15 protein-coding genes and 7 tRNA genes are annotated in these 18,980 nt (G+C 65.6%); 5 read left to right on the forward strand and 17 right to left on the reverse strand.

The window, feature by feature from the left end; all coding sequences use genetic code 11:
- Nucleotides 1–476 precede the first annotated feature (476 nt).
- A complete protein-coding gene (aceA, locus tag G3N93_RS15750; protein WP_206133437.1) occupies nt 477–1,784 on the forward strand; it encodes an isocitrate lyase in 1,308 nt (435 codons plus the stop codon).
- 199 nt (nt 1,785–1,983) lie between these two features.
- Here aceA and G3N93_RS15755 read toward each other — a convergent pair whose 3' ends face one another.
- Both G3N93_RS15755 and G3N93_RS15760 read right to left on the reverse strand, forming a co-directional pair.
- Nucleotides 1,984–2,418, reverse strand: coding sequence for a universal stress protein (locus G3N93_RS15755; protein WP_174944433.1), 435 nt, complete (start codon nt 2,416–2,418; stop codon nt 1,984–1,986).
- Between the two features lie 159 nt (nt 2,419–2,577).
- Complete coding sequence (locus G3N93_RS15760; protein WP_041492883.1) at nt 2,578–3,483, reverse strand: LysR family transcriptional regulator; 906 nt, start codon at nt 3,481–3,483, stop codon at nt 2,578–2,580.
- A gap of 154 nt (nt 3,484–3,637) precedes the next feature.
- Here G3N93_RS15760 and G3N93_RS15765 point away from each other — a divergent pair, with 154 nt between their 5' ends.
- The gene (locus tag G3N93_RS15765; protein WP_011352491.1) at nt 3,638–4,399 is read left to right on the forward strand and encodes a haloacid dehalogenase type II; all 762 of its coding nucleotides are present in this window, start codon (nt 3,638–3,640) and stop codon (nt 4,397–4,399) included.
- A gap of 67 nt (nt 4,400–4,466) precedes the next feature.
- On the forward strand, nt 4,467–6,059 hold the full coding sequence (aceB, locus tag G3N93_RS15770) for a malate synthase A (protein ID WP_206133438.1): 1,593 nt from the start codon (nt 4,467–4,469) through the stop codon (nt 6,057–6,059).
- A 135-nt stretch (nt 6,060–6,194) separates the two neighbouring features.
- Here the strand turns inward: aceB and G3N93_RS15775 are convergent, their stop codons facing one another.
- Nucleotides 6,195–6,608 carry a gamma-glutamylcyclotransferase gene (locus tag G3N93_RS15775; RefSeq protein ID WP_174944421.1) on the reverse strand — a complete coding sequence of 138 codons (414 nt, stop codon included), beginning with the start codon at nt 6,606–6,608 and terminating at the stop codon, nt 6,195–6,197.
- Between the two features lie 257 nt (nt 6,609–6,865).
- On the opposite strand from G3N93_RS15775, the gene G3N93_RS15780 reads away from it, so the two are divergent.
- Nucleotides 6,866–7,741 (forward strand): helix-turn-helix domain-containing protein, encoded by an 876-nt coding sequence (locus tag G3N93_RS15780; RefSeq protein WP_174944404.1) that lies wholly within the window; start codon nt 6,866–6,868, stop codon nt 7,739–7,741.
- Between the two features lie 18 nt (nt 7,742–7,759).
- Here the strand turns inward: G3N93_RS15780 and G3N93_RS15785 are convergent, their stop codons facing one another.
- From G3N93_RS15785 to gltX, 9 genes are all read right to left on the reverse strand, one after another.
- A complete protein-coding gene (locus G3N93_RS15785; RefSeq protein ID WP_027787064.1) occupies nt 7,760–8,224 on the reverse strand; it encodes a GNAT family N-acetyltransferase in 465 nt (154 codons plus the stop codon).
- Between the two features lie 354 nt (nt 8,225–8,578).
- Nucleotides 8,579–8,655, reverse strand: a tRNA-Asp gene (locus G3N93_RS15790).
- 73 nt (nt 8,656–8,728) lie between these two features.
- Nucleotides 8,729–8,804 (reverse strand) — tRNA-Glu (locus G3N93_RS15795).
- A 66-nt stretch (nt 8,805–8,870) separates the two neighbouring features.
- Nucleotides 8,871–8,947, reverse strand: a tRNA-Asp gene (locus G3N93_RS15800).
- 78 nt (nt 8,948–9,025) lie between these two features.
- Nucleotides 9,026–9,101: transfer RNA gene (locus tag G3N93_RS15805), tRNA-Glu, on the reverse strand.
- Between the two features lie 63 nt (nt 9,102–9,164).
- Nucleotides 9,165–9,241: transfer RNA gene (locus G3N93_RS15810), tRNA-Asp, on the reverse strand.
- Nucleotides 9,242–9,320: 79 nt separating this feature from the next.
- Nucleotides 9,321–9,396 (reverse strand) — tRNA-Glu (locus G3N93_RS15815).
- Nucleotides 9,397–9,537: 141 nt separating this feature from the next.
- Nucleotides 9,538–9,613, reverse strand: a tRNA-Ala gene (locus tag G3N93_RS15820).
- Nucleotides 9,614–9,741: 128 nt separating this feature from the next.
- Entirely contained in the window at nt 9,742–11,151 is a 1,410-nt protein-coding gene (gltX, locus tag G3N93_RS15825; RefSeq protein WP_206133439.1) for a glutamate--tRNA ligase, read from the reverse strand.
- Between the two features lie 280 nt (nt 11,152–11,431).
- Between gltX and G3N93_RS15830 the strand changes: the two genes are divergently transcribed.
- On the forward strand, nt 11,432–12,358 hold the full coding sequence (locus tag G3N93_RS15830; protein ID WP_174941933.1) for a patatin-like phospholipase family protein: 927 nt from the start codon (nt 11,432–11,434) through the stop codon (nt 12,356–12,358).
- A 154-nt stretch (nt 12,359–12,512) separates the two neighbouring features.
- On the opposite strand, the gene G3N93_RS15835 is transcribed toward G3N93_RS15830, so the two are convergent.
- The 5 genes from G3N93_RS15835 to G3N93_RS15855 all read right to left on the reverse strand — a co-directional run.
- Nucleotides 12,513–13,187, reverse strand: coding sequence for a C40 family peptidase (locus G3N93_RS15835; RefSeq protein WP_011352498.1), 675 nt, complete (start codon nt 13,185–13,187; stop codon nt 12,513–12,515).
- Between the two features lie 128 nt (nt 13,188–13,315).
- Entirely contained in the window at nt 13,316–14,938 is a 1,623-nt protein-coding gene (locus G3N93_RS15840) for an ABC transporter ATP-binding protein (protein WP_174941932.1), read from the reverse strand.
- Nucleotides 14,935–16,032 (reverse strand): ABC transporter permease, encoded by a 1,098-nt coding sequence (locus tag G3N93_RS15845; RefSeq protein ID WP_011352500.1) that lies wholly within the window; start codon nt 16,030–16,032, stop codon nt 14,935–14,937. The genes G3N93_RS15840 and G3N93_RS15845 overlap by 4 nt, the downstream gene beginning before the upstream one ends.
- Before the next feature lie 48 nt (nt 16,033–16,080).
- The gene (locus tag G3N93_RS15850; protein ID WP_174941930.1) at nt 16,081–17,124 is read right to left on the reverse strand and encodes a microcin C ABC transporter permease YejB; all 1,044 of its coding nucleotides are present in this window, start codon (nt 17,122–17,124) and stop codon (nt 16,081–16,083) included.
- A gap of 52 nt (nt 17,125–17,176) precedes the next feature.
- Nucleotides 17,177–18,980: extracellular solute-binding protein (locus tag G3N93_RS15855; protein ID WP_374196469.1), on the reverse strand; the 1,804-nt coding region annotated here is incomplete at its 5' end.

Below are 18,980 nucleotides of genomic sequence, written 5' to 3' on the forward strand. Positions count from 1 at the left end.
CCGGTGGCCCGCGTCGCGACGGCCAACGCAGCGGCGGCCCGCGTCGCAGCAACTCCGCGTCGTAAGTACGCATGGGCGGCCACCGGCCGCCCCACGGAAGGCAGACCCGCGGATAGCCGCCCTGCCCATCCAGCCAACCGGCGCATCTGCGCCGGTTTTTTTTCGCCCCGCCCCACATTTCACGATGCGGAAAATTTTTTTGTGTCGTAAAAAATCATGCTGCGCGGCACAACCCGGGCGATTGCGGGATGGGAAAAAGCGTTTCTTATCCCGAAATAACAATTTCAAGATATTGATTTAAAACAATTAAAAATTTACCCCACCCGGCAGAAAGCCCTCTGTCCCGCTCCGGTCGATTTGCCTAGACTCTTATACAAGACCTCACGAACCGGAATCCACCGCTCCCGGCTTCGAGAACAGCCTCACCACCATCAGATTCAATCCGTCAGGCATCGCACCGCATCAAGGAGCTCATCATGTCGCGTCAGCAACAGGCACAGGAACTGCAACAGCAATGGGAAACCGATCCGCGCTGGAAAGGCATCAAGCGCAGCTACTCGGCTGAGGACGTGGTCCGCCTGCGTGGTTCGATCCCGATCGAGCACACGCTCGCCAAGCGCGGCGCGGAAAAGCTGTGGAGCCTCGTCAACAACGAGCCGTTCGTCAACGCACTCGGCGCACTGACCGGCAACCAGGCGATGCAGCAGGTGAAGGCCGGCCTGAAGGCCATCTACCTGTCGGGCTGGCAAGTGGCCGGCGACGCGAACGTCGCGGGCGAAATGTACCCGGACCAGTCGCTGTACCCGGCAAACTCGGTGCCGCTCGTCGTGAAGCGCATCAACAACACGCTGACGCGCGCCGACCAGATCCAGTGGTCGGAGGGCAAGAACCCGGGCGACGAAGGCTACGTCGATTTCTTCGCGCCGATCGTCGCTGACGCGGAAGCCGGTTTCGGCGGCGTGCTGAACGCGTTCGAACTGATGAAGGCGATGATCGAAGCCGGCGCATCGGGCGTCCACTTCGAGGACCAGCTCGCTTCGGTGAAGAAGTGCGGCCACATGGGCGGCAAGGTGCTCGTGCCGACGCGCGAGGCCGTCGCCAAGCTGTCGGCCGCGCGTCTCGCGGCCGACGTGATGGGCACGTCGACCGTGCTGGTCGCCCGCACCGACGCGGAAGCGGCCGACCTGATCACGTCCGACGTCGACGACAACGACAAGCCGTTCCTGACGGGCGAGCGCACGGTGGAAGGCTTCTTCCGCACGAAGCCGGGCATCGAGCAGGCAATCTCGCGCGGTCTCGCGTACGCGCCGTACGCCGATCTGGTCTGGTGCGAAACGGGCAAGCCGGATCTCGAGTACGCGAAGAAGTTCGCGGAAGCGATCCACAAGCAGTTCCCGGGCAAGCTGCTGTCGTACAACTGCTCGCCGTCGTTCAACTGGAAGAAGAACCTCGACGACGCGACGATCGCGAAGTTCCAGAAGGAACTCGGCGCGATGGGCTACAAGTTCCAGTTCATCACGCTGGCCGGCTTCCATGCGCTGAACTACTCGATGTTCAACCTCGCGCACGGCTATGCCCGCACGCAGATGAGCGCATTCGTCGAGCTGCAGCAGGCCGAGTTCGCGGCAGCGGACAAGGGCTTCACGGCCGTCAAGCACCAGCGCGAAGTCGGCACCGGCTACTTCGACGCGGTGACGCAGACGGTCGAGCGCGAAACGTCGACCACCGCACTGCACGGCTCGACCGAAGACGAGCAGTTCTTCGACGGCAAGAAGGTCGCGTAAGCCGAGCAGCACGACGCGCCACGCGTCATGCCGATGCCCGCCCCGTCTCGCGACGGCGCGGCATCGGCCACCGGACAACAATCAGGGAGGAGACGGCAGGCGCGCGATACCGATCGCGCGACCGGCCGCGCGGTCTGCGGGCCGCCAGCAACGACGCGCGCCGGCTCCGTCCGGCGCGCCCTTTTTCCAGGGCGCCGCCCTACCGATACACGATCACCGGAATTTTCGTATGGGTCAGCACGCGCTGCGTCTCGCTGCCGATCAGCAAGCTGCCGAGCCCGCGGCGTCCGTGGGACGCCATGAAGATCACGTCGCAGCCGCCGCGTTCGGCCGCCTCGATGATGCCGAGATACGGCGACGGATGCACGCTTGTCCAGGTGTCGCAATCGACGCCGGCCGCCTTCGCGGCCGATTCGACCTCGTCGAGGTGCGCGCGCGCCTCGCGCTCGCTACGCGCCCGAAAATCGGCAGGCGGCTCGATGATCACTTCGGAAAACGGCGAGTACGGATACTGCGGCAGACACGCGTAGGCCGTGACCCGCGCACCGACCGCGCGCGCCAGGTCGATCGCGCCGTCGATCGCCTTCTGCGACAGGTCGGAACCGTCGGTTGGAACGAGGATGTGCCGGAACATCGCGCCCTCCTTCGTCAATCGCACGCCTCACGTCGCGATCCCATCCGAGCCGGCCGCGACGCGTCGGACATGCCTCCTACGAGTGTAGTGCGCGAAATCGCCCAACCGGCGCCGGCAGCGGGTTCGCCCTCATATCGGAAACGCGCGGGCATGCGCGGCCTACTCGCCCCAATATCCGGGCTGTTCGTAGGTGTGCTTCAGGTAATCGAGAAACAACCGCACGCGCAGCGGCAGATGCCGGCGTTGCGGAAACACCGCGTGGATACCGATCGGCGGGGCGGCGAACGCGTCGAGCACGCTGACGAGCCGGCCGGCCGCGATGTCGTCGCCGACCTCCCACCACGAGCGCCACGCGAGCCCGTGGCCGTCGAGACACCACTCGTGCAGCACTGCGCCGTCCGAGCACTCCATCGTGCCGTTCACGCGGATCGACACGACCTTGTCGTCCTCCTGGAACGCCCAGCCGCGTTGCTGGTTCGCGTTTGCCGCGAGCGCGAGGCAGTTGTGCCGCGCCAGCTCGGCGAGCGTGGCCGGCGTGCCGCGCCGTGCCAGATACGCGGGAGACGCGACGCACACGCGGCGATTTTCGCCGAGCTTCAGCGACACGAGCGACGAATCGGGCAGCTCGCCGAGCCGCACCGCGCAATCGAACCCCTCGTTGACGAGGTCGACCATCCGGTCGGACAGGTCGAGCGTGACCGACACGTCCGGATGGCCAACGCTGAATTCGGGCACGAGCGGTGCAACGTGCCGCCGGCCGAAACCGGCCGGCGCAGAAATGCGCAGGTGGCCGCTCGCCTTGACGCCGCCGGCGGACACGCTCGCCTCCGCGTTCTGCATGTCGTTGATGACGCGCTGGCAATCCTCGAGGAACGCCGAGCCCTCGAACGTCAGCGTGAGCTTGCGCGTCGTGCGCACCAGCAGCTTGACGCCGAGCCGCTCCTCGAGCGCGTCGAGACGGCGACCGATGATCGCCGGTGCGACGCCTTCCGCGTGCGCGGCCGCCGACAGGCTGCCCTTCGCGGCGACCGCGGCGAACGTTTCGATCTGCTTGAACCGGTCCATGACTCGCAGGGGCGGCGCTACCGCCCTTCAAATAGCTTAAACCGCTCAAGATTAGGTAGATGAAAGTAAAAGATCAAGTGATGTTTAGCGTCTTTTTTAGCACATACGATCACGAATAGAATTCACCTGACCTCTGAAACTGGAGCGCAAGGCTATGTCGGCCACAACGACACTCTCCTCTCCCGACGCAATCCTCTTCGACGCATTCGGCACGTTGTTCGACGTGCGTGCGGTCCTGGCCGCGGCGGAACAGATGTTTCCCGGTCACGGGGAACGGTTGTCGCAGCTGTGGCGACGCAAGCAAATCGAATACTCGCAGTTGCGCACGCTCGCCGATCCGGCCGGCGCGCGCTATCGCCCGTTCCGGGACATCACGCTCGATGCGCTGCGGTTCGCCGCGCGCCGGCTCGGGCTCGCGCTGAACAGCGCGGCCGAGAAGCGGCTGATGGACGAATACGCATGCCTGTCCACCTATCCCGATACGGTGCCCGCGCTGCGCAAGCTGCGCGCGCTCGACCCGCGCCCGCCGCTCGGCATCCTGTCGAACGGCACACCGCAGATGCTGGACATCGCGATCAAGAGCGCCGGCATGTCCGGGCTGTTCGATCGCGTGCTGTCGGCCGACACCGTCCGCGCGTACAAGCCGAGCCCGGCCGCCTACGCGCTCGGCACCGACGCGTTCGGACCGAACCGGCGCGGCATCGTGTTCGTGTCGTCGAACGCGTGGGACGTCGCCGGCGCCGTCTGGTTCGGCTACACGACGTTCTGGCTCAACCGCACGGGCGCGCCCGCCGAGGAACTCGGCGCGCCACCCGACGGCACCGGCACCGGCATGGCCGACCTGCTCGCATTCCTCGCCACCCCGGCTCCGTCCGGCAGACCCGCAAACCGCACGCGCCCCAGCCCGGGTGCATGACGTTCGCAGCGCTGCCGCCTTCCCCCTTCACCGAAACCGCAACTGACCGACCAAGGAGATGAGACTCATGAGCACCCCGATCACGCTGCCGCAAGGCATGACGATCACCGGCGAAATCAAGCCGGGTTACGAAGCAATCCTGACGCCTGCCGCGCTCGAACTCGTCGCAGCGCTGCACCGCACGTTCGAGCCGCGCCGCCAGGCGCTGCTGCAGGCGCGCGTCGAACGCACGAAACGGCTCGACGCGGGCGAGCGCCCCGACTTCCTGGCCGAGACGAAGGCCATCCGCGAAGGCGACTGGAAGGTCGCGCCGCTGCCGGCCGACCTGCAATGCCGCCGTGTCGAGATCACGGGCCCCGTCGAGCGCAAGATGATCATCAATGCGCTGAACTCGGGCGCGGATTCGTACATGACGGACTTCGAGGATTCGAACGCGCCGAGCTGGACGAACCAGATCGACGGCCAGATCAACCTGAAGGACGCGGTGCGCCGCACGATCTCGCTCGAGCAGAACGGCAAGTCGTACCAGCTGAACGACAAGGTCGCGACGCTGATCGTGCGTCCGCGCGGCTGGCACCTCGACGAGAAGCACGTGACGGTCGACGGTCAGCGCGTGTCCGGCGGCATCTTCGATTTCGCGCTGTTCCTGTTCCACAACGCGAAGGAACTGCTCGCGCGCGGCTCAGGCCCGTACTTCTACCTGCCGAAGATGGAAAGCCATCTCGAAGCACGCCTGTGGAACGACATCTTCGTCGCCGCGCAGGAAGGCGTCGGCGTGCCGCGCGGCACGATCCGCGCGACCGTGCTGATCGAGACGATCCTCGCCGCGTTCGAGATGGACGAGATCCTGTACGAACTGCGCGAACACAGCTCGGGCCTGAACGCCGGCCGCTGGGACTACATCTTCTCGGCCATCAAGAAGTTCAAGAACGACCGCGACTTCTGCCTCGCCGAGCGTTCGAAGATCACGATGACGGTGCCGTTCATGCGTGCATACGCGCTGCTGCTGCTGAAGACCTGCCACAAGCGCAACGCGCCGGCGATCGGCGGGATGAGCGCGCTGATCCCGATCAAGAACGATCCGGAAGCGAACGACAAGGCCATGGGCGGCGTGCGCTCGGACAAGCAGCGCGACGCGACCGACGGCTACGACGGCGGCTGGGTCGCGCACCCGGGACTCGTGCCGATCGCGATGGAAGAGTTCGTCAAGGTGCTCGGCGACAAGCCGAACCAGATCGCGAAGCAGCGCGACGACGTGCAGGTCGAAGGCAAGAACCTGCTCGACTTCCAGCCCGAAGCGCCGATCACCGAAGCCGGCCTGCGCAACAACATCAACGTCGGCATCCACTACCTCGGCGCATGGCTCGACGGCAACGGCTGCGTGCCGATCCACAACCTGATGGAAGATGCGGCCACGGCCGAAATCTCCCGCTCGCAGGTGTGGCAATGGATCCGCTCGCCGAAGGGTGTGCTCGACGACGGCCGCAAGGTCACCGCCGAACTCGTGCGTGAATTCTCGAAGGCCGAGCTGGACAACGTGAAGCGCTCGGTCGGCGGCAACACGAAGCCGTACGAGCGCGCCGCGGCGATCTTCGAGCAGATGTCGACGTCGGAAGGCTTCACCGAATTCCTGACGCTGCCGCTGTACGAGGAAATCTGACGTAGCCACCCGCCTCGATCGGTGCCGGCCCTGTGTCGGCGCCGGTCGCAGGCGATGACGGCATCAAAAAAGCGCCCCGAGGGGCGCTTTTTCATTTGCGGCAGGATCAGATACCGCGGCTGCCCACGCAACCGGTCAGATGGCTTCCCGCTCGCGCCGGTGCTGAACCCAGTCGCCCGACGCAATGCGCGGATGCCCGGCTATCGCATGCGCGGCGACCGGATAGTAAAGACAGGCGTACTGCCGGCCGCCGAGTTCGACGGTCACGTCTTCCGGCTTGAACAGCGAGTCGACGCCCGGATACACACGCTCGATCTCGTCGAGCACGGGAACGAGCTGGTCGTCGACCTCGTAGACGTCGCCCCACACCAGCGACTTGCCGGCCGATCCGGCAATCATTCCCGGATACGTACCGAAATCGTACAGTTCGCCCGGCAGCGCGGCGGCACCGAGCAGCGTCGGCGCGGCAATCCCGTGCCTGGCGGCCGCGTGGCCGATGTCGTTGGCCTCCCCGTTTCTCAGGGTGCCGTAGACGAATACGTAGCGCATCGTGGTTCTCCTCTTTGATTCGTATGTTGCCGTGCTCGCGGGCGATTCGTGCGAAATCGCCCGCGCATCGATAGACCACGATACCGGCCCGATGGTTCGAACCCGCACGCGCGCCCGGCCCCGCGGCAGTCCCGAAATCGCCGAGCCCCCACACAAAGTTCATTTGAACGCGGCATGATCGCCCGACAAACCGCCGCATGCGCTTTCGCGGCGCCTTCTACAATAACGGCATCGCCGCCGCGCTGCCCGAATCGTTCATGAACCCGCCGTTCCAAGCCGACGTACCGAACCCGTACGTCATCGACATTCCGCCCGAATTCGCGCCGACCGCCGTCCATCCGATGCGCGTGCGCGCACGGCAGGTCAATACCGGGCACCGGATCCCGCTGCATACGCATGCGTGGGCGCAGCTCGCGTACGCATCGCGAGGCGTGCTGCGCGTCGCGACGACCGGCACGACGTGGATGGTGCCGCCGTCCCGCGCGATCTGGGTGCCGCCGCGCGTGACGCACGAGGTCGTGATCGTCGAAGAGGCGTATTTGCGCACGCTGTATATCGACGAGTCGATCGTGCCGGACGGGCTCGACGCGTGCCGCGTCGTCGAAGTGACGGGGCTCCTGCGCGAACTGATCGTCGCACTCGATGCACGCGACCTGAGCACCGCGCGCGAGCGCCTGCTGTGCGGGCTCGTGCTCGACGAGCTGACCCACGCCGAACCGCTACCGCTCGCCGTGCCGATGCCCGACGAAAAAAGGCTGCGCATGCTGTGCGAATCGGTACTCGCGCATCCGGCGCACGCGGAGTCGCTCGAACATTGGGCCAGCGAGGTCGGCGCGAGCACACGCACGATTTCGCGGCTCTTCAAGCAGGAACTGGGGGTGAGCTTTTCGCAGTGGCGCCAGCAGGCGCTGCTGGCGCGGGCCATTCCGCTGCTGAACCAGGGGCGGCCGCTGTCGCATATCGCACGTGAACTCGGCTACCAGAGCCAGAGCGCCTTTTCGGCGATGTTCCGGCGTGCCTTCGGCGAAAGCCCGCGCGCCTTCATGCTGCGCGGCTACGAGCACCGCGGCCCGGAAGGCAGCCTCGCGGACGACGAAACCCCGGACGACGACGCGATCGACGCTGTCCGCTGAACGCCCGGTTCCGGATCGTCAGACCGGCCGCACCATGTGGCGGATCGAGCCAAGTTGTGCAAGCCGCGACCCGGCAACCTGATAGCCCATGCGCAAGTAGAGACGCGCGGCAGGATTGTCGACGAACACGCGCAGTTGCAGTTCGTGCAGCCCGCGCGCACGCGCCCAGCGGTGCGACATGTCGAGCATGTAGGTGCCGGCGCCCTGCCCGCGATGGCCGGCCGCGATCTGGACGTCGCGGATGTGCAGCGAGTCGCCCTCTTCGGTCACGCGCAGCACGCCGATGCGCTCGCCGTCGGCCTCGAGGATGAAGTTTTCGGATTCGCGCCAGCTCGCGTAGAACAGGTCGCTGCGCCACACGAGCCCATGGCGCTTGTAATAGCCGCCCATGTTGCCGTGCGTCAGCGCTTCGGCAAACGGAAAATCGCCAGCCTCCGCGGGCCGGAGCTGATACAGGAGTCGCAGGTCGGTCGGATCGAGCATCACGCAGGGGTCAAGAACGCATCCCGCCACGATAGCGCAGTCGCGTGCGGATGCAATCGCGGATTTCTCGTAGCGGCTCGACGCCGGATGACCGGCGGTTACGTGCCGCCGGCGGGCGCAACCGGAAACACAAATGAAAAAGCCCGCACAAGGCGGGCTTCTTCATTTTTTGGCGGAGCGGACGGGACTCGCCCACATCCTGCAGGCCGCGGTTGCGCGTGCACGCGCAACCCTTCGAGTCCCGCCGGAAGCTGCGCAGGCAGCTTCCTCCACTCCGCAGTCACGCGCCCGCCAGCGGGCGCAACCGGAAACACAAATGAAAAAGCCCGCGCAAGGCGGGCTTCTTCATTTTTTTGGCGGAGCGGACGGGACTCGAACCCGCGACCCCCGGCGTGACAGGCCGGTATTCTAACCGACTGAACTACCGCTCCAGTCTTGCTACTTGCCTGGCAGGCGTCGGTTGCTTCCTGCCGGCGCATCGTTTGTTCGAACGACGCCGAAATCTGGCGTCCCCTAGGGGATTCGAACCCCTGTACTCACCGTGAAAGGGTGATGTCCTAGGCCTCTAGACGAAGGGGACAACGTACTGCTTACATCCTTAATGCAAAAGCCCGTTCAAAAATCGTTCTTTGAACGGGCTTCGTTCTGGCGGAGCGGACGGGACTCGAACCCGCGACCCCCGGCGTGACAGGCCGGTATTCTAACCAACTGAACTACCGCTCCAGCTTTCTTACTCCCACCTGCAGGACACCGTCACGTTCCTGCAGGTGTTGCGACACTTCTACGAAACGCCGCTGAATCTGGCGTCCCCTAGGGGATTCGAACCCCTGTACTCACCGTGAAAGGGTGATGTCCTAGGCCTCTAGACGAAGGGGACAACGTACTGCTTACATCCTTAATACAAAAGCCCGCTCAAAAACGTCTTGAACGGGCTTCGTTCTGGCGGAGCGGACGGGACTCGAACCCGCGACCCCCGGCGTGACAGGCCGGTATTCTAACCGACTGAACTACCGCTCCAGCTTTCTTACCCTCACCCGCAGGACGTCGGTTACGTTCCTGCAAGCGTTGCGACATTTCTACGAAACGCCGCTGAATCTGGCGTCCCCTAGGGGATTCGAACCCCTGTACTCACCGTGAAAGGGTGATGTCCTAGGCCTCTAGACGAAGGGGACAAAATCTTTTCAGATCTGTCTGACTTTCGCTATTCACTTTTCAATCAACAGCGAAGGCCGAAATTCTAACTGCTTTGAATCATTTTGTGAAGCATTTATTACTACTGCTGCTGCTTCGCAAATCAACTCAGCTTGTTCTGATGGTGGAGGTAAGCGGGATCGAACCGCTGACCTCTTGCATGCCATGCAAGCGCTCTCCCAGCTGAGCTATACCCCCTTGCAGAACAGAAATGAGATTATATGGAGCTACTTTGAACTTGTAAATACCCTTTTTGCGATTCGAGCGAAATTTTTTGCGAAGCTGCCGCGATGTCACGCACAGGCAGCTTCGCTCGCCCTCGAACCTCAGGCCAGCGCGGCCTCGATACGCGACACCACGACATCGCGACCGAACAGCACGAGCACCGCATCGATCGACGGCGTGTGCGTCGTACCCGCCACCAGCAGGCGCACCGGCATCGCGAGTTGTGGCATCTTCAGCTTGTGCGTGCCGAGCGTCGCCTTCAGCGCGGCGGACACGGCCTCCTTGGTCCAGTCGGCCGCCTTCAGCGCAGCGACGAGATCGGCCAGCGCCGGACGCACCACATCGGTCACGTGCTGCGCAAGCGCATCGGCTTCCGGTGCCGGCACACGGTAGAACATCGTGGCGCCTTCCGCGATCTCCTTGACCGTCGTCGCGCGATCCTTCATCAGCCCGACCACCGCTTCGAGCGCAGGGCCCGTCGCGATCGCCGCATCGTCGATGCCGAGGGCGGACAGGAACGGCTTCGCCAGCTCGGCGAGGCGCGCGTTGTCCGCTTCCTTGATGTAATGCGCGTTCAGCCAGCTCAGCTTGCTGTGGTCGTACTGCGCGGGCGACTTGCCGAGATGCTCGAGATCGAACCATTCGACGAACTGCTCGCGCGAGAAGATCTCGGCGTCGCCGTGCGACCAGCCGAGGCGCGCGAGATAGTTGACGACGGCTTCGGGCAGGAAGCCCGCGTCGCGGTACGCCATCACGCTCATCGCGCCATGACGCTTGCTCATCTTCTCGCCCTGCTCGTTCAGCACGGTCGGCAGGTGCGCGTAGACGGGCGACTCGCCGCCGAGCGCATTCAGGATGTTGATCTGGCGCGGCGTGTTGTTCACGTGGTCGTCGCCACGGATCACGTGCGTGATGCCCATGTCCATGTCGTCCACCACCACACAGAAGTTGTAGATCGGCGTGCCGTCCGGGCGCGCGATCACGAGGTCGTCGAGCTCTTCGTTCGAGATCTCGACACGCCCCTTCACGGCGTCGTCCCACACGACCGTGCCGGTCAGCGGATTGCGGAAGCGCAGCACCGGCTTCACGCCGGCCGGCGGCTCCGGCAGCACCTTGCCGGGCTCCGGACGCCACGTGCCGTCGTAGCGCGGCTTCAGGCCGGCCTCGCGCTGGCGTTCGCGCAGCGCGTCGAGTTCCTCGGCCGACATGTAGCACGGGTACGCGAGGCCCTTTTCGAGCATCTGCGCGAGCACCTCGCGATAGCGGTCCATCCGCTGCATCTGGTAGATCGGGCCTTCGTCGAAATCCAGGCCGAGCCACTGCATCCCTTCGAGGATGGCATCGACCGCTTCCTGCGACGAGCGCTCGACGTCGGTATCCTCGATGCGCAGCACGAACGTGCCTTTCATCTTGCGGGCGAACGCCCACGGATAGAGTGCAGAGCGGATGTTGCCGAGGTGGATGAAGCCGGTGGGACTCGGCGCGAAGCGGGTACGGACAGGACGGGTCATAAACGGTAACTCGAACGCCTGGGGCGCATGAATGATTCGACGCGGGATCGACGGCGGCAGCCCGGACAGCAACGGGGCCGGCGACGCCCGGAACGGGAAAGAAGCCGGAATTATACTCGCGCCGGACATCGCGCCAAGCGCACCGCTTGCTTTATGATGTGCGCGCCGCGGCCGCCAGCCGGCGCGGCGCCGGCCATACGGAACCTGCCGTACGGCCGCTCGGAACCTATCGCCGCCGCGGGCCGTGTAACCCGCCGCCAAGCCGCCGGAGAACCATTTGATGTCGTCCCCTCGCCTGTCGCGCCGCCACTTCACGATCGCCGCCGCGTCCGCCAGCCTCGCCGCCTGCACGTCGTTCGGCGACAAATCCCGCCCGGACAACGCCTCCGGCACCACGCAGCCGCACGAGAAACCCGTGAAGATCGGCATCGCGCTCGGCGGCGGCGCCGCGCGCGGCTTCTCGCACATCGGCGTGCTGAAGGCGCTCGAGGCGCGCGGCATCCCGGTCGAAATCGTCGCAGGCACGAGCGCAGGCTCGGTGGTCGGCGCACTCTATGCATCGGGCATGAGCGCGCTGCAGATCAACAAGATCGCACTCGACATGGACCAGGCGGCGATCAGCGACTGGGCGCTGCCGTTCCGCTCGCGCGGGCTGCTGCAAGGCGTCGCGCTGCAGAACTTCCTGAACAAGACGCTCAACAACCGGCCGATCGAAAAGATGGCGAAGCCGCTCGGCATCGTCGCGACCGATCTGCAGAACGGCCAGCCGATCCTGTTCCAGCAGGGCAACACGGGGCTCGCGGTACGCGCGTCGTGCAGCGTGCCGTCGGTGTTCGAGCCGGTGAAGATCGGCAACCGCGAGTATGTCGACGGCGGCCTCGTGAGCCCCGTGCCCGCGTCGTACGCGCGCAAGATGGGCGCAAGCTTCGTGATCGCGGTCGACATCTCGGCCCGGCCGGACGGCGCGGCAACCAACAACCCGATCGAGATGCTGCTGCAGACCTTCACGATCATGGGCCAGACGATCAAGACCTACGAGCTCGACAAGTACGCGGACGTCGTGATCCGCCCGAACCTCAACGCGATGGGCGGCAGCGACTTCAACCAGCGCAACGCGGCGATTCTCGCGGGCGAGGAAGCCGTTGCGCGCATCATGCCGGAACTGCAGCGCAAGCTGGCGGCAGCGCGCGGCGTCGCTGCCGCGTAAGCACGCGATGCGCAGGCCGGCGCGCGCCGCCGTCGGCCCGCAAACGGCGGAACACCTGTCGGGTCGCCGTCGTTTGCACCGCCCCAAAACAAAAAACCCTGCCGCCTTTCGGTGACAGGGTTTTTTTCGATCCGGCCGGACTGGCCGTCGAACGTCAGTTGTTGCCGTTCGCCGAATCGTCGCCGATCGTCGCGCGCACGCGCTGACGCAGGTCTTCCGGCTTCATCGGGAACTCCGATTCCAGCCGGCGCGCGCCGGTGAAACGCTTTTCCCAGTAGCCGCTGTCGAGATCGTCGACGCGAATGGTGCTGCCCGTCGACGGCGAGTGCACGAACTTGTTGTCGCCGATGTAGATGCCGACGTGCGAGAACGTGCGGCGCATCGTGTTGAAGAACACGAGGTCGCCCGGCTTGAGGTTGCTCATGCTCACCTTCTCGCCGACGCGGCTCATCTCTTCCGCACGGCGCGGCAGCGACATGCCGAGCGTGTCCTGGAACACGTAGCGCACGAAGCCGCTGCAGTCGAGGCCCGAATCCGGCGAGTTGCCACCCCAGCGATAGCGCACGCCGATCATGTTCAGCGCGCCGACGACCACGTCGCCTGCCTTGCCGGCCATGCCCGCGAGGAACGACTTCGCGCCGCCGCTCGACGGCTGTGCGCTGGTCTGCTGGAGGGAGGAATTCGACGCGTTCTGCGTCGAATTCGTGACATTCTGGTTAAAACTGCTGACTTCGTCGGCGAACGCGCCGGGAGCTGCTGCAAACAGGGCGCCGATGAACAGCCCGGCGATGGTGCGCGCGCATGCCTGGGTCAGGGATCGATGCTGCATTGGTCGATGGAATTTGCTTAAAAATCAGCTGATTGGCGGAAAATTTCGGTCGATACTAGCCAGCGCGTAATCGTTTGTCAAAACAAATTAATAAATACAATCGAGATGGTCAGACCATTGGCGGCTTATCACGCTTTCCAGACCGCTTTCAACAGCTTTTGTGTGTAAGGATGTGACGGTCTTGTGAAGATGTCGGCCACCTCTCCCGACTCGACGACGGCCCCGTCCTGCATCACCGCGACGCGGTGCGCCATCGCCCCGATCACCTCCAGGTCGTGGCTGATGAATACGTACCCGAGGTTGTATTTCTGTTGCAAATTCGCGAGCAGTTTCAGCACCTGCTGCTGGATCGATACGTCGAGCGCAGACGTCGGCTCGTCGAGGATCAGGATGCGCGGCTCCAGCACCAGCGCCCGCGCGATCGCGATCCGCTGGCGCTGCCCGCCCGAGAATTCGTGCGGATAGCGGTGCAGCACCGTGCGGTCGAGACCGACTTCGCGCAGCACCGCGAGCGACTTCGCACGCCGCGCGTCGGGCGTCATGTCCGGGCGATGCAGCTCGAGCCCCTCGCCGACGATCCGCTCGATCGTGTGACGCGGTGAAAGCGAACTGAACGGATCCTGAAAGACGACCTGCATGTTCGAGCGCAGCGCCGTCTGTTCGCGGCCGCGATAGGTCGACAGCGCGCGCCCCTGGAATTCGATCGTGCCGCCGGCCGTCTTCTGCAGGCCGAGCAGCGCCATCGCGAGCGTCGACTTTCCCGACCCCGATTCGCCGACGATGCCTAGCGTCTCGCCCTGCCGCACCGACACCGACACGTCCGCGACGGCCGTCACCGGCACCGAGCCGAACCAGCCTGCGATGCCCGGGCGCTTGCGCGCGAACTGGACGCTCACGTGGTGCGCGTCGAGCACGACGGGCGCAATCGGCATCACCGGCGTGACCGCGCGTTGCGGCCGGCTGTTCAGCAGCCGCTGCGTGTACGGATGCTCGGGGTCCGCGAAGATCCGTTCGACGGGCCCGCTCTCGACGAGCCGGCCGTGCTCCATCACCGCGACGCGGTCCGCGAAGTGCCGCACGAGATTCAGGTCGTGCGTGATCAGCAGGATCGCCATCCCGCGCTTTTCCGCTTCCTCGCGCTGCAGTTCCAGCAGCAAATCGACGATCTGCGCGCGGATCGTCACGTCGAGCGCGGTGGTCGGCTCGTCGGCCAGCAACAGGCGCGGCCGGCAGGCGAGCGCCATCGCGATCATCGCGCGCTGGCGCTGGCCGCCCGACAACTGGTGCGGATAGCTGTCGACGCGCTTCTCCGGCTCCGCGATGCCGGTGCGCGCAAGCAACGCGATCGCGCGCTTGCGCGCCTCGACCGCCGATACGCCGTCGTGCAGCACGATCGTCTCGCCGATCTGCACGCCGATCGTATACAGCGGGTTGAGCGCGGTCATCGGCTCCTGGAAGATCATCGCGATGTCCGAGCCGCGCAGCCCGCGCATCTCGCGCTCGCTCTTCGCCACCAGGTCCTGCCCCGCGAAGCGGATCGCGCCGCTCACGTCGGCATCGCGCAGCAGCCGCAGGATCGACAGCGCGGTCACGCTCTTGCCCGAACCCGACTCGCCGACCAGCGCGACACGCTCGCCGCGGCCGATCGCGAGCGTCACGTCGTCCACCGCGACCGTGTCGCCGAAACGCACGTGCAGATGCTCGAGCGCCAGCAGCGGCGCTTGCTCCGTCGATACGACCGGTTCGCTCATCGCTGGCCTCCCGCCGCGCGCACCGAATCGGCGATCCGCGTGTCGAGCGCATTGCGCAGCGCATCGCCCATGAAGGTCAGCAGCAGCAGCGTCGCAACCAGCACGCCGAAGGTCGACAGCGAGATCCACCAGGCGTCGAGGTTGCCCTTGCCCTGCGCGAGCAGCTCGCCGAGGCTCGGGGTCGGCGGCGGCACGCCGAGCCCGAGGAAATCGAGGCTCGTGAGCGCGAGGATCGAGCCGCTCATCCGGAACGGCAGGAACGTGATCACCGGCGTGAGACTGTTCGGCAGCACATGCCGCCAGATGATCTGCCAGTTCGTGAGCCCCATCGCGCGCGCCGCGCGCACGTAGTCCTGCGTACGGTTGCGCAGGAATTCCGCACGCACGTAGTCGGCGAGCCCGATCCAGCCGAACAGCGACAGCAGCACGATCAGCAGCAGGAAGCTCGGCTCGAAGATCGACGCGAAGATGATCAGCAGGTACAGCTCGGGCAGCGAGCTCCAGATCTCGATCAGCCGCTGCCCGACGATGTCGATGCGCCCGCCGAAGAAACCCTGCACGGCGCCCGCGGCGATCCCGAGCAGCGTGCCGATCACGGTCAGGATCAGCCCGAACTCGACCGACACGCGGAACCCGTACACGAGCCGCGCCAGCAGGTCGCGCCCCTGCGCGTCGGTGCCGAGCCAGTTCGCGCGCGACGGCGGCGCGGGGTTCGGCACGTTCGAGAAGTAGTTCAGCGTGTCGTAGTAGTAACGGTTCGGCGGGTAGACGACGAAGTTGCCGGGCGCCTCCAGCCGCTTGCGCACATAAGGATCGAGATAATCGGCCGGCGTCGGGAAATCCCCGCCGAAGGTTGTCTCCGGATACGCATGGAACAACGGGAAATAGTACTGGCCGTCGTAACGCACGACGAGCGGCTTGTCGTTCGACCACAGCGGCGCGGCCACGCTCGCGGCGAAGGCCACGAAAAAGATCACGAAGCTCCAGTAGCCGAGCCGCTGCTGCCTGAAGCGCTGCCATACGCGGCGCGCGGGCGACGGCGACACGCGGGCGCGCGCCGCATCGATGCGGGATGACACGACGGCCCGGTTCATCGCGCACCTCGCCCGGTGACGCCGGGCATGCAGACGGACGGTTTCATGTCAGCGCTCCAGGGTGTCGAATTGAATGCGCGGATCGACCCACACATAGCAGAGATCGGAGATCAGCTTGGTCGCGAGGCCGATCAGCGTAAACAGGTAAAGCGTGCCGAGCACGACCGGATAGTCGCGCCGCACGACCGATTCGTACGACAGCAGCCCGAGGCCGTCGAGCGAGAACAGCGTCTCGATCAGCAGGCTGCCCGTGAAGAACGCGCCGATGAACGCAGCCGGGAAGCCGACGATCAGCGGCAGCATCGCGTTGCGGAACACGTGCTTCCACAGCACGCTGCGCTCGGAGAGCCCCTTCGCCCGCGCGGTCAGCACGTATTGCCGGCGGATCTGGTCGAGGAACGCATTCTTCGTCAGCATCGTGATGACCGCAAAGCTGCCGACCACCGACGCCGTGATCGGCAGTGCGATATGCCACAGGTAGTCGAGCACCTTGCCGACGAGCGACAGCTGCGCGAAGTTGTCCGACGTGAGCCCGCGCAGCGGGAACAGCTGCCAGAACGAGCCGCCGCCGAACAGCACGAGCAGCAGCACGCCGAGCACGAAGCCCGGAATCGCATAGCCGACGAGCACGACGAGGCTCGTCGCGACGTCGAACGGCGAGCCGTTGCGCACCGCCTTCGCGATGCCGAGCGGCACCGATATGAGGTACGTGAGGAAGAATGTCCACAGCCCGATGCTGATCGACACGGGCAGCTTCTGCACGACCAGCGACCACACGCTCTGGTGGCGGAAGTAGCTGTCGCCGAGGTCGAAGCGCGCGAAGCGCTTGAGCATCAGCCAGTAGCGTTCGAGCGGCGGCTTGTCGAAACCGTACAGCGCCTTGAGCTGCGCGAGCTGCTGCGCGTCGACGCCGGTGTGCGCACGCATCCCGAACGGCACCGCACCCTGCTCCGTCGCGCCCTTGCGCAATTCCTGCACGGCCTGTTCGACCGGGCCGCCCGGCACGAACTGGATCACCGCGAACGTGAGGGTCAGCACGCCGATGAGCGTCGGGATCATCAGCAGCAGGCGTTTGAGGATGTAGCTCCACATAGGGCGTCGACTCGCGATCGGTAGGCGGGGTTGGACGTAGGGGCGGCGTGGCTCAGTGATCGGGCTTCGCCCACCAGGTCGACACGACCCAGCCCTCGGCCGAATAGTACAGCGGCAGCGTCTGCGGGTAGGCAAGCGTGCGCTTGTACGCGACCCGGTGCGTCGTGCTGTACCACTGCGGGACCGCGTAGTAGCCGTGCATCAGCACGCGGTCGAGCGCGTGCGTCGCGTCGAGCAGGTCGTCGCGCGTCTGTGCGGTGCCGAGTGCATGCAGCAGCGCGTCGACAGCTGGCGATTTCAGTCCGATGAAGTTGTCGGAGCCCGGCTCGTCGGCGAACTTGCTGGCGTAACGCGAATATTGCTCGGCACCCGGCACCTGCACGCCCGGCAAGCGGATCGTCGTCATGTCGTAGTCGAACGCGTCGAGACGCTTCTGCAGCAGCGCGAAATCGGCCGTGCGAAAACGCGCATCGATGCCGAGCTTCGCCAGGTTGCGCTGGTACGCCGCCACGATTCCTTCCATCGACGCGCCGGAATCGTCGAGGATCTCGAACGTGAACGGCTCGCCCTTCGCGTTGCGCAGCGCGCCGTCGCGGTAGGTCCAGCCAGCCTGCGCGAGCAGCGCGCGCGCCTTCAGCAGGTTCGCGCGCAGCGAGCCCGGCGGGTTCGTGTTCGGCTGCGTGACCATCGGGCCGAACACGGCCGGGTCGAGCTGCGCGCGCAGCGGCTCCAGCAGCTTCAGCTCGCCGGGGCCGGGCGTACCGGTCGCCTGCAGGTCGGTGTCGGCGAAGTAGCTGTCCATACGCGTGTAGGCGCTGTAGAACAGCTGCCGGTTCAGCCATTCGAAGTCGAACGCCAGATCGAGCGCCTGGCGCACGCGCACGTCGCGAAACAGCGGCCGGCGCAGGTTCATGAAGAAGCCCTGCATGCCGGCGCCGTTGTGCTGGCGGAATTCGCGCTTGACGAGTTCGCCGTTGTCGAAGCGCTTGCCGACGTCGCGGCGCGTCCAGTTGCGCGCGATGTACTCGACGAGCACGTCGTATTCGCCGGCCTTGAACGCCTCGAGCCGCGCGACGCCGTCGCCATACAGCTTGTAGACGATCCGCTCGAAGTTGTTGGTGCCGACCCGCACAGGCAGGTCGGCGCCCCAGTACGCCGGGTTGCGCCGGTAAGTGATCGTCCGGCCGTTGTCGTAATGGTCGATCAGGTACGGACCGCTGCCGATCGGCTGTTCGAACGCGAGCTGGTCGAACGGGATGCGCGAGCCGTCCGCACGCACTCCCCACTTGCGAGAAAACACCGGCACGCCGCCGGCGATCAGCGGCAGTTCGCGGTTCGCGCTGCGGAACTCGAAGCGCACGGTAGCCGGATCGACGACCACGGCCTTCGCGATCTCCGCGAAATATGCGCCGAACTGCGGCGCGGCCTGCTTGCTCTTCAGCGTGTCGAACGAGAACTTGACGTCGTCGGCGGTGACGCGATCGCCGTTCGAGAAGCGTGCGCGCGGATTCAGGTGGAACGTGACCGAACGGCGGTCCGGCGCGATGTCGATGTCGTCGGCGAGCAGCCCGTATGCGGATGCCGGTTCATCCGAACTGCCGGTCGCGAGGCTCTCGAACAGCATGTCGATGCCCGGCGCGGGATTGCCGCGCATCGTGAACGGGTTGAACTTGTCGAACGACGTCAGCCGGTTCGGGTTCGCGAGCACCAGCGTGCCGCCCTTCGGCGCGTCGGGGTTGACGTAGTCGAAATGCTTGAAGCCCGGCGGATACTTCGGCTCGCCGTACTGCGCAATGGCGTAGACCGCGTGCGCAGCGGTCGCGGCCAGCACCGCTTGCGCCACGAACACCGCGGCC

It is taken from the genome of Burkholderia sp. Se-20378, assembly GCF_017104665.1.
Taxonomy (GTDB): Bacteria; Pseudomonadota; Gammaproteobacteria; order Burkholderiales; family Burkholderiaceae; genus Burkholderia; species Burkholderia lata.

Excerpts from the sequence above, each read along its gene's own strand:
- aceA (WP_206133437.1), top strand. The coding sequence starts at position 477 with ATGTCGCGTCAGCAACAGGCACAGGAACTGCAACAGCAATGGGAAACC.
- G3N93_RS15755 (WP_174944433.1), bottom strand. The coding sequence starts at position 2,418 with ATGTTCCGGCACATCCTCGTTCCAACCGACGGTTCCGACCTGTCGCAG.
- G3N93_RS15760 (WP_041492883.1), bottom strand. The coding sequence starts at position 3,483 with ATGGACCGGTTCAAGCAGATCGAAACGTTCGCCGCGGTCGCCGCGAAG.
- G3N93_RS15765 (WP_011352491.1), top strand. The coding sequence starts at position 3,638 with ATGTCGGCCACAACGACACTCTCCTCTCCCGACGCAATCCTCTTCGAC.
- aceB (WP_206133438.1), top strand. The coding sequence starts at position 4,467 with ATGAGCACCCCGATCACGCTGCCGCAAGGCATGACGATCACCGGCGAA.
- G3N93_RS15775 (WP_174944421.1), bottom strand. The coding sequence starts at position 6,608 with ATGCGCTACGTATTCGTCTACGGCACCCTGAGAAACGGGGAGGCCAAC.
- G3N93_RS15780 (WP_174944404.1), top strand. The coding sequence starts at position 6,866 with ATGAACCCGCCGTTCCAAGCCGACGTACCGAACCCGTACGTCATCGAC.
- G3N93_RS15785 (WP_027787064.1), bottom strand. The coding sequence starts at position 8,224 with ATGCTCGATCCGACCGACCTGCGACTCCTGTATCAGCTCCGGCCCGCG.
- gltX (WP_206133439.1), bottom strand. The coding sequence starts at position 11,151 with ATGACCCGTCCTGTCCGTACCCGCTTCGCGCCGAGTCCCACCGGCTTC.
- G3N93_RS15830 (WP_174941933.1), top strand. The coding sequence starts at position 11,432 with ATGTCGTCCCCTCGCCTGTCGCGCCGCCACTTCACGATCGCCGCCGCG.
- G3N93_RS15835 (WP_011352498.1), bottom strand. The coding sequence starts at position 13,187 with ATGCAGCATCGATCCCTGACCCAGGCATGCGCGCGCACCATCGCCGGG.
- G3N93_RS15840 (WP_174941932.1), bottom strand. The coding sequence starts at position 14,938 with ATGAGCGAACCGGTCGTATCGACGGAGCAAGCGCCGCTGCTGGCGCTC.
- G3N93_RS15845 (WP_011352500.1), bottom strand. The coding sequence starts at position 16,032 with ATGAACCGGGCCGTCGTGTCATCCCGCATCGATGCGGCGCGCGCCCGC.
- G3N93_RS15850 (WP_174941930.1), bottom strand. The coding sequence starts at position 17,124 with ATGTGGAGCTACATCCTCAAACGCCTGCTGCTGATGATCCCGACGCTC.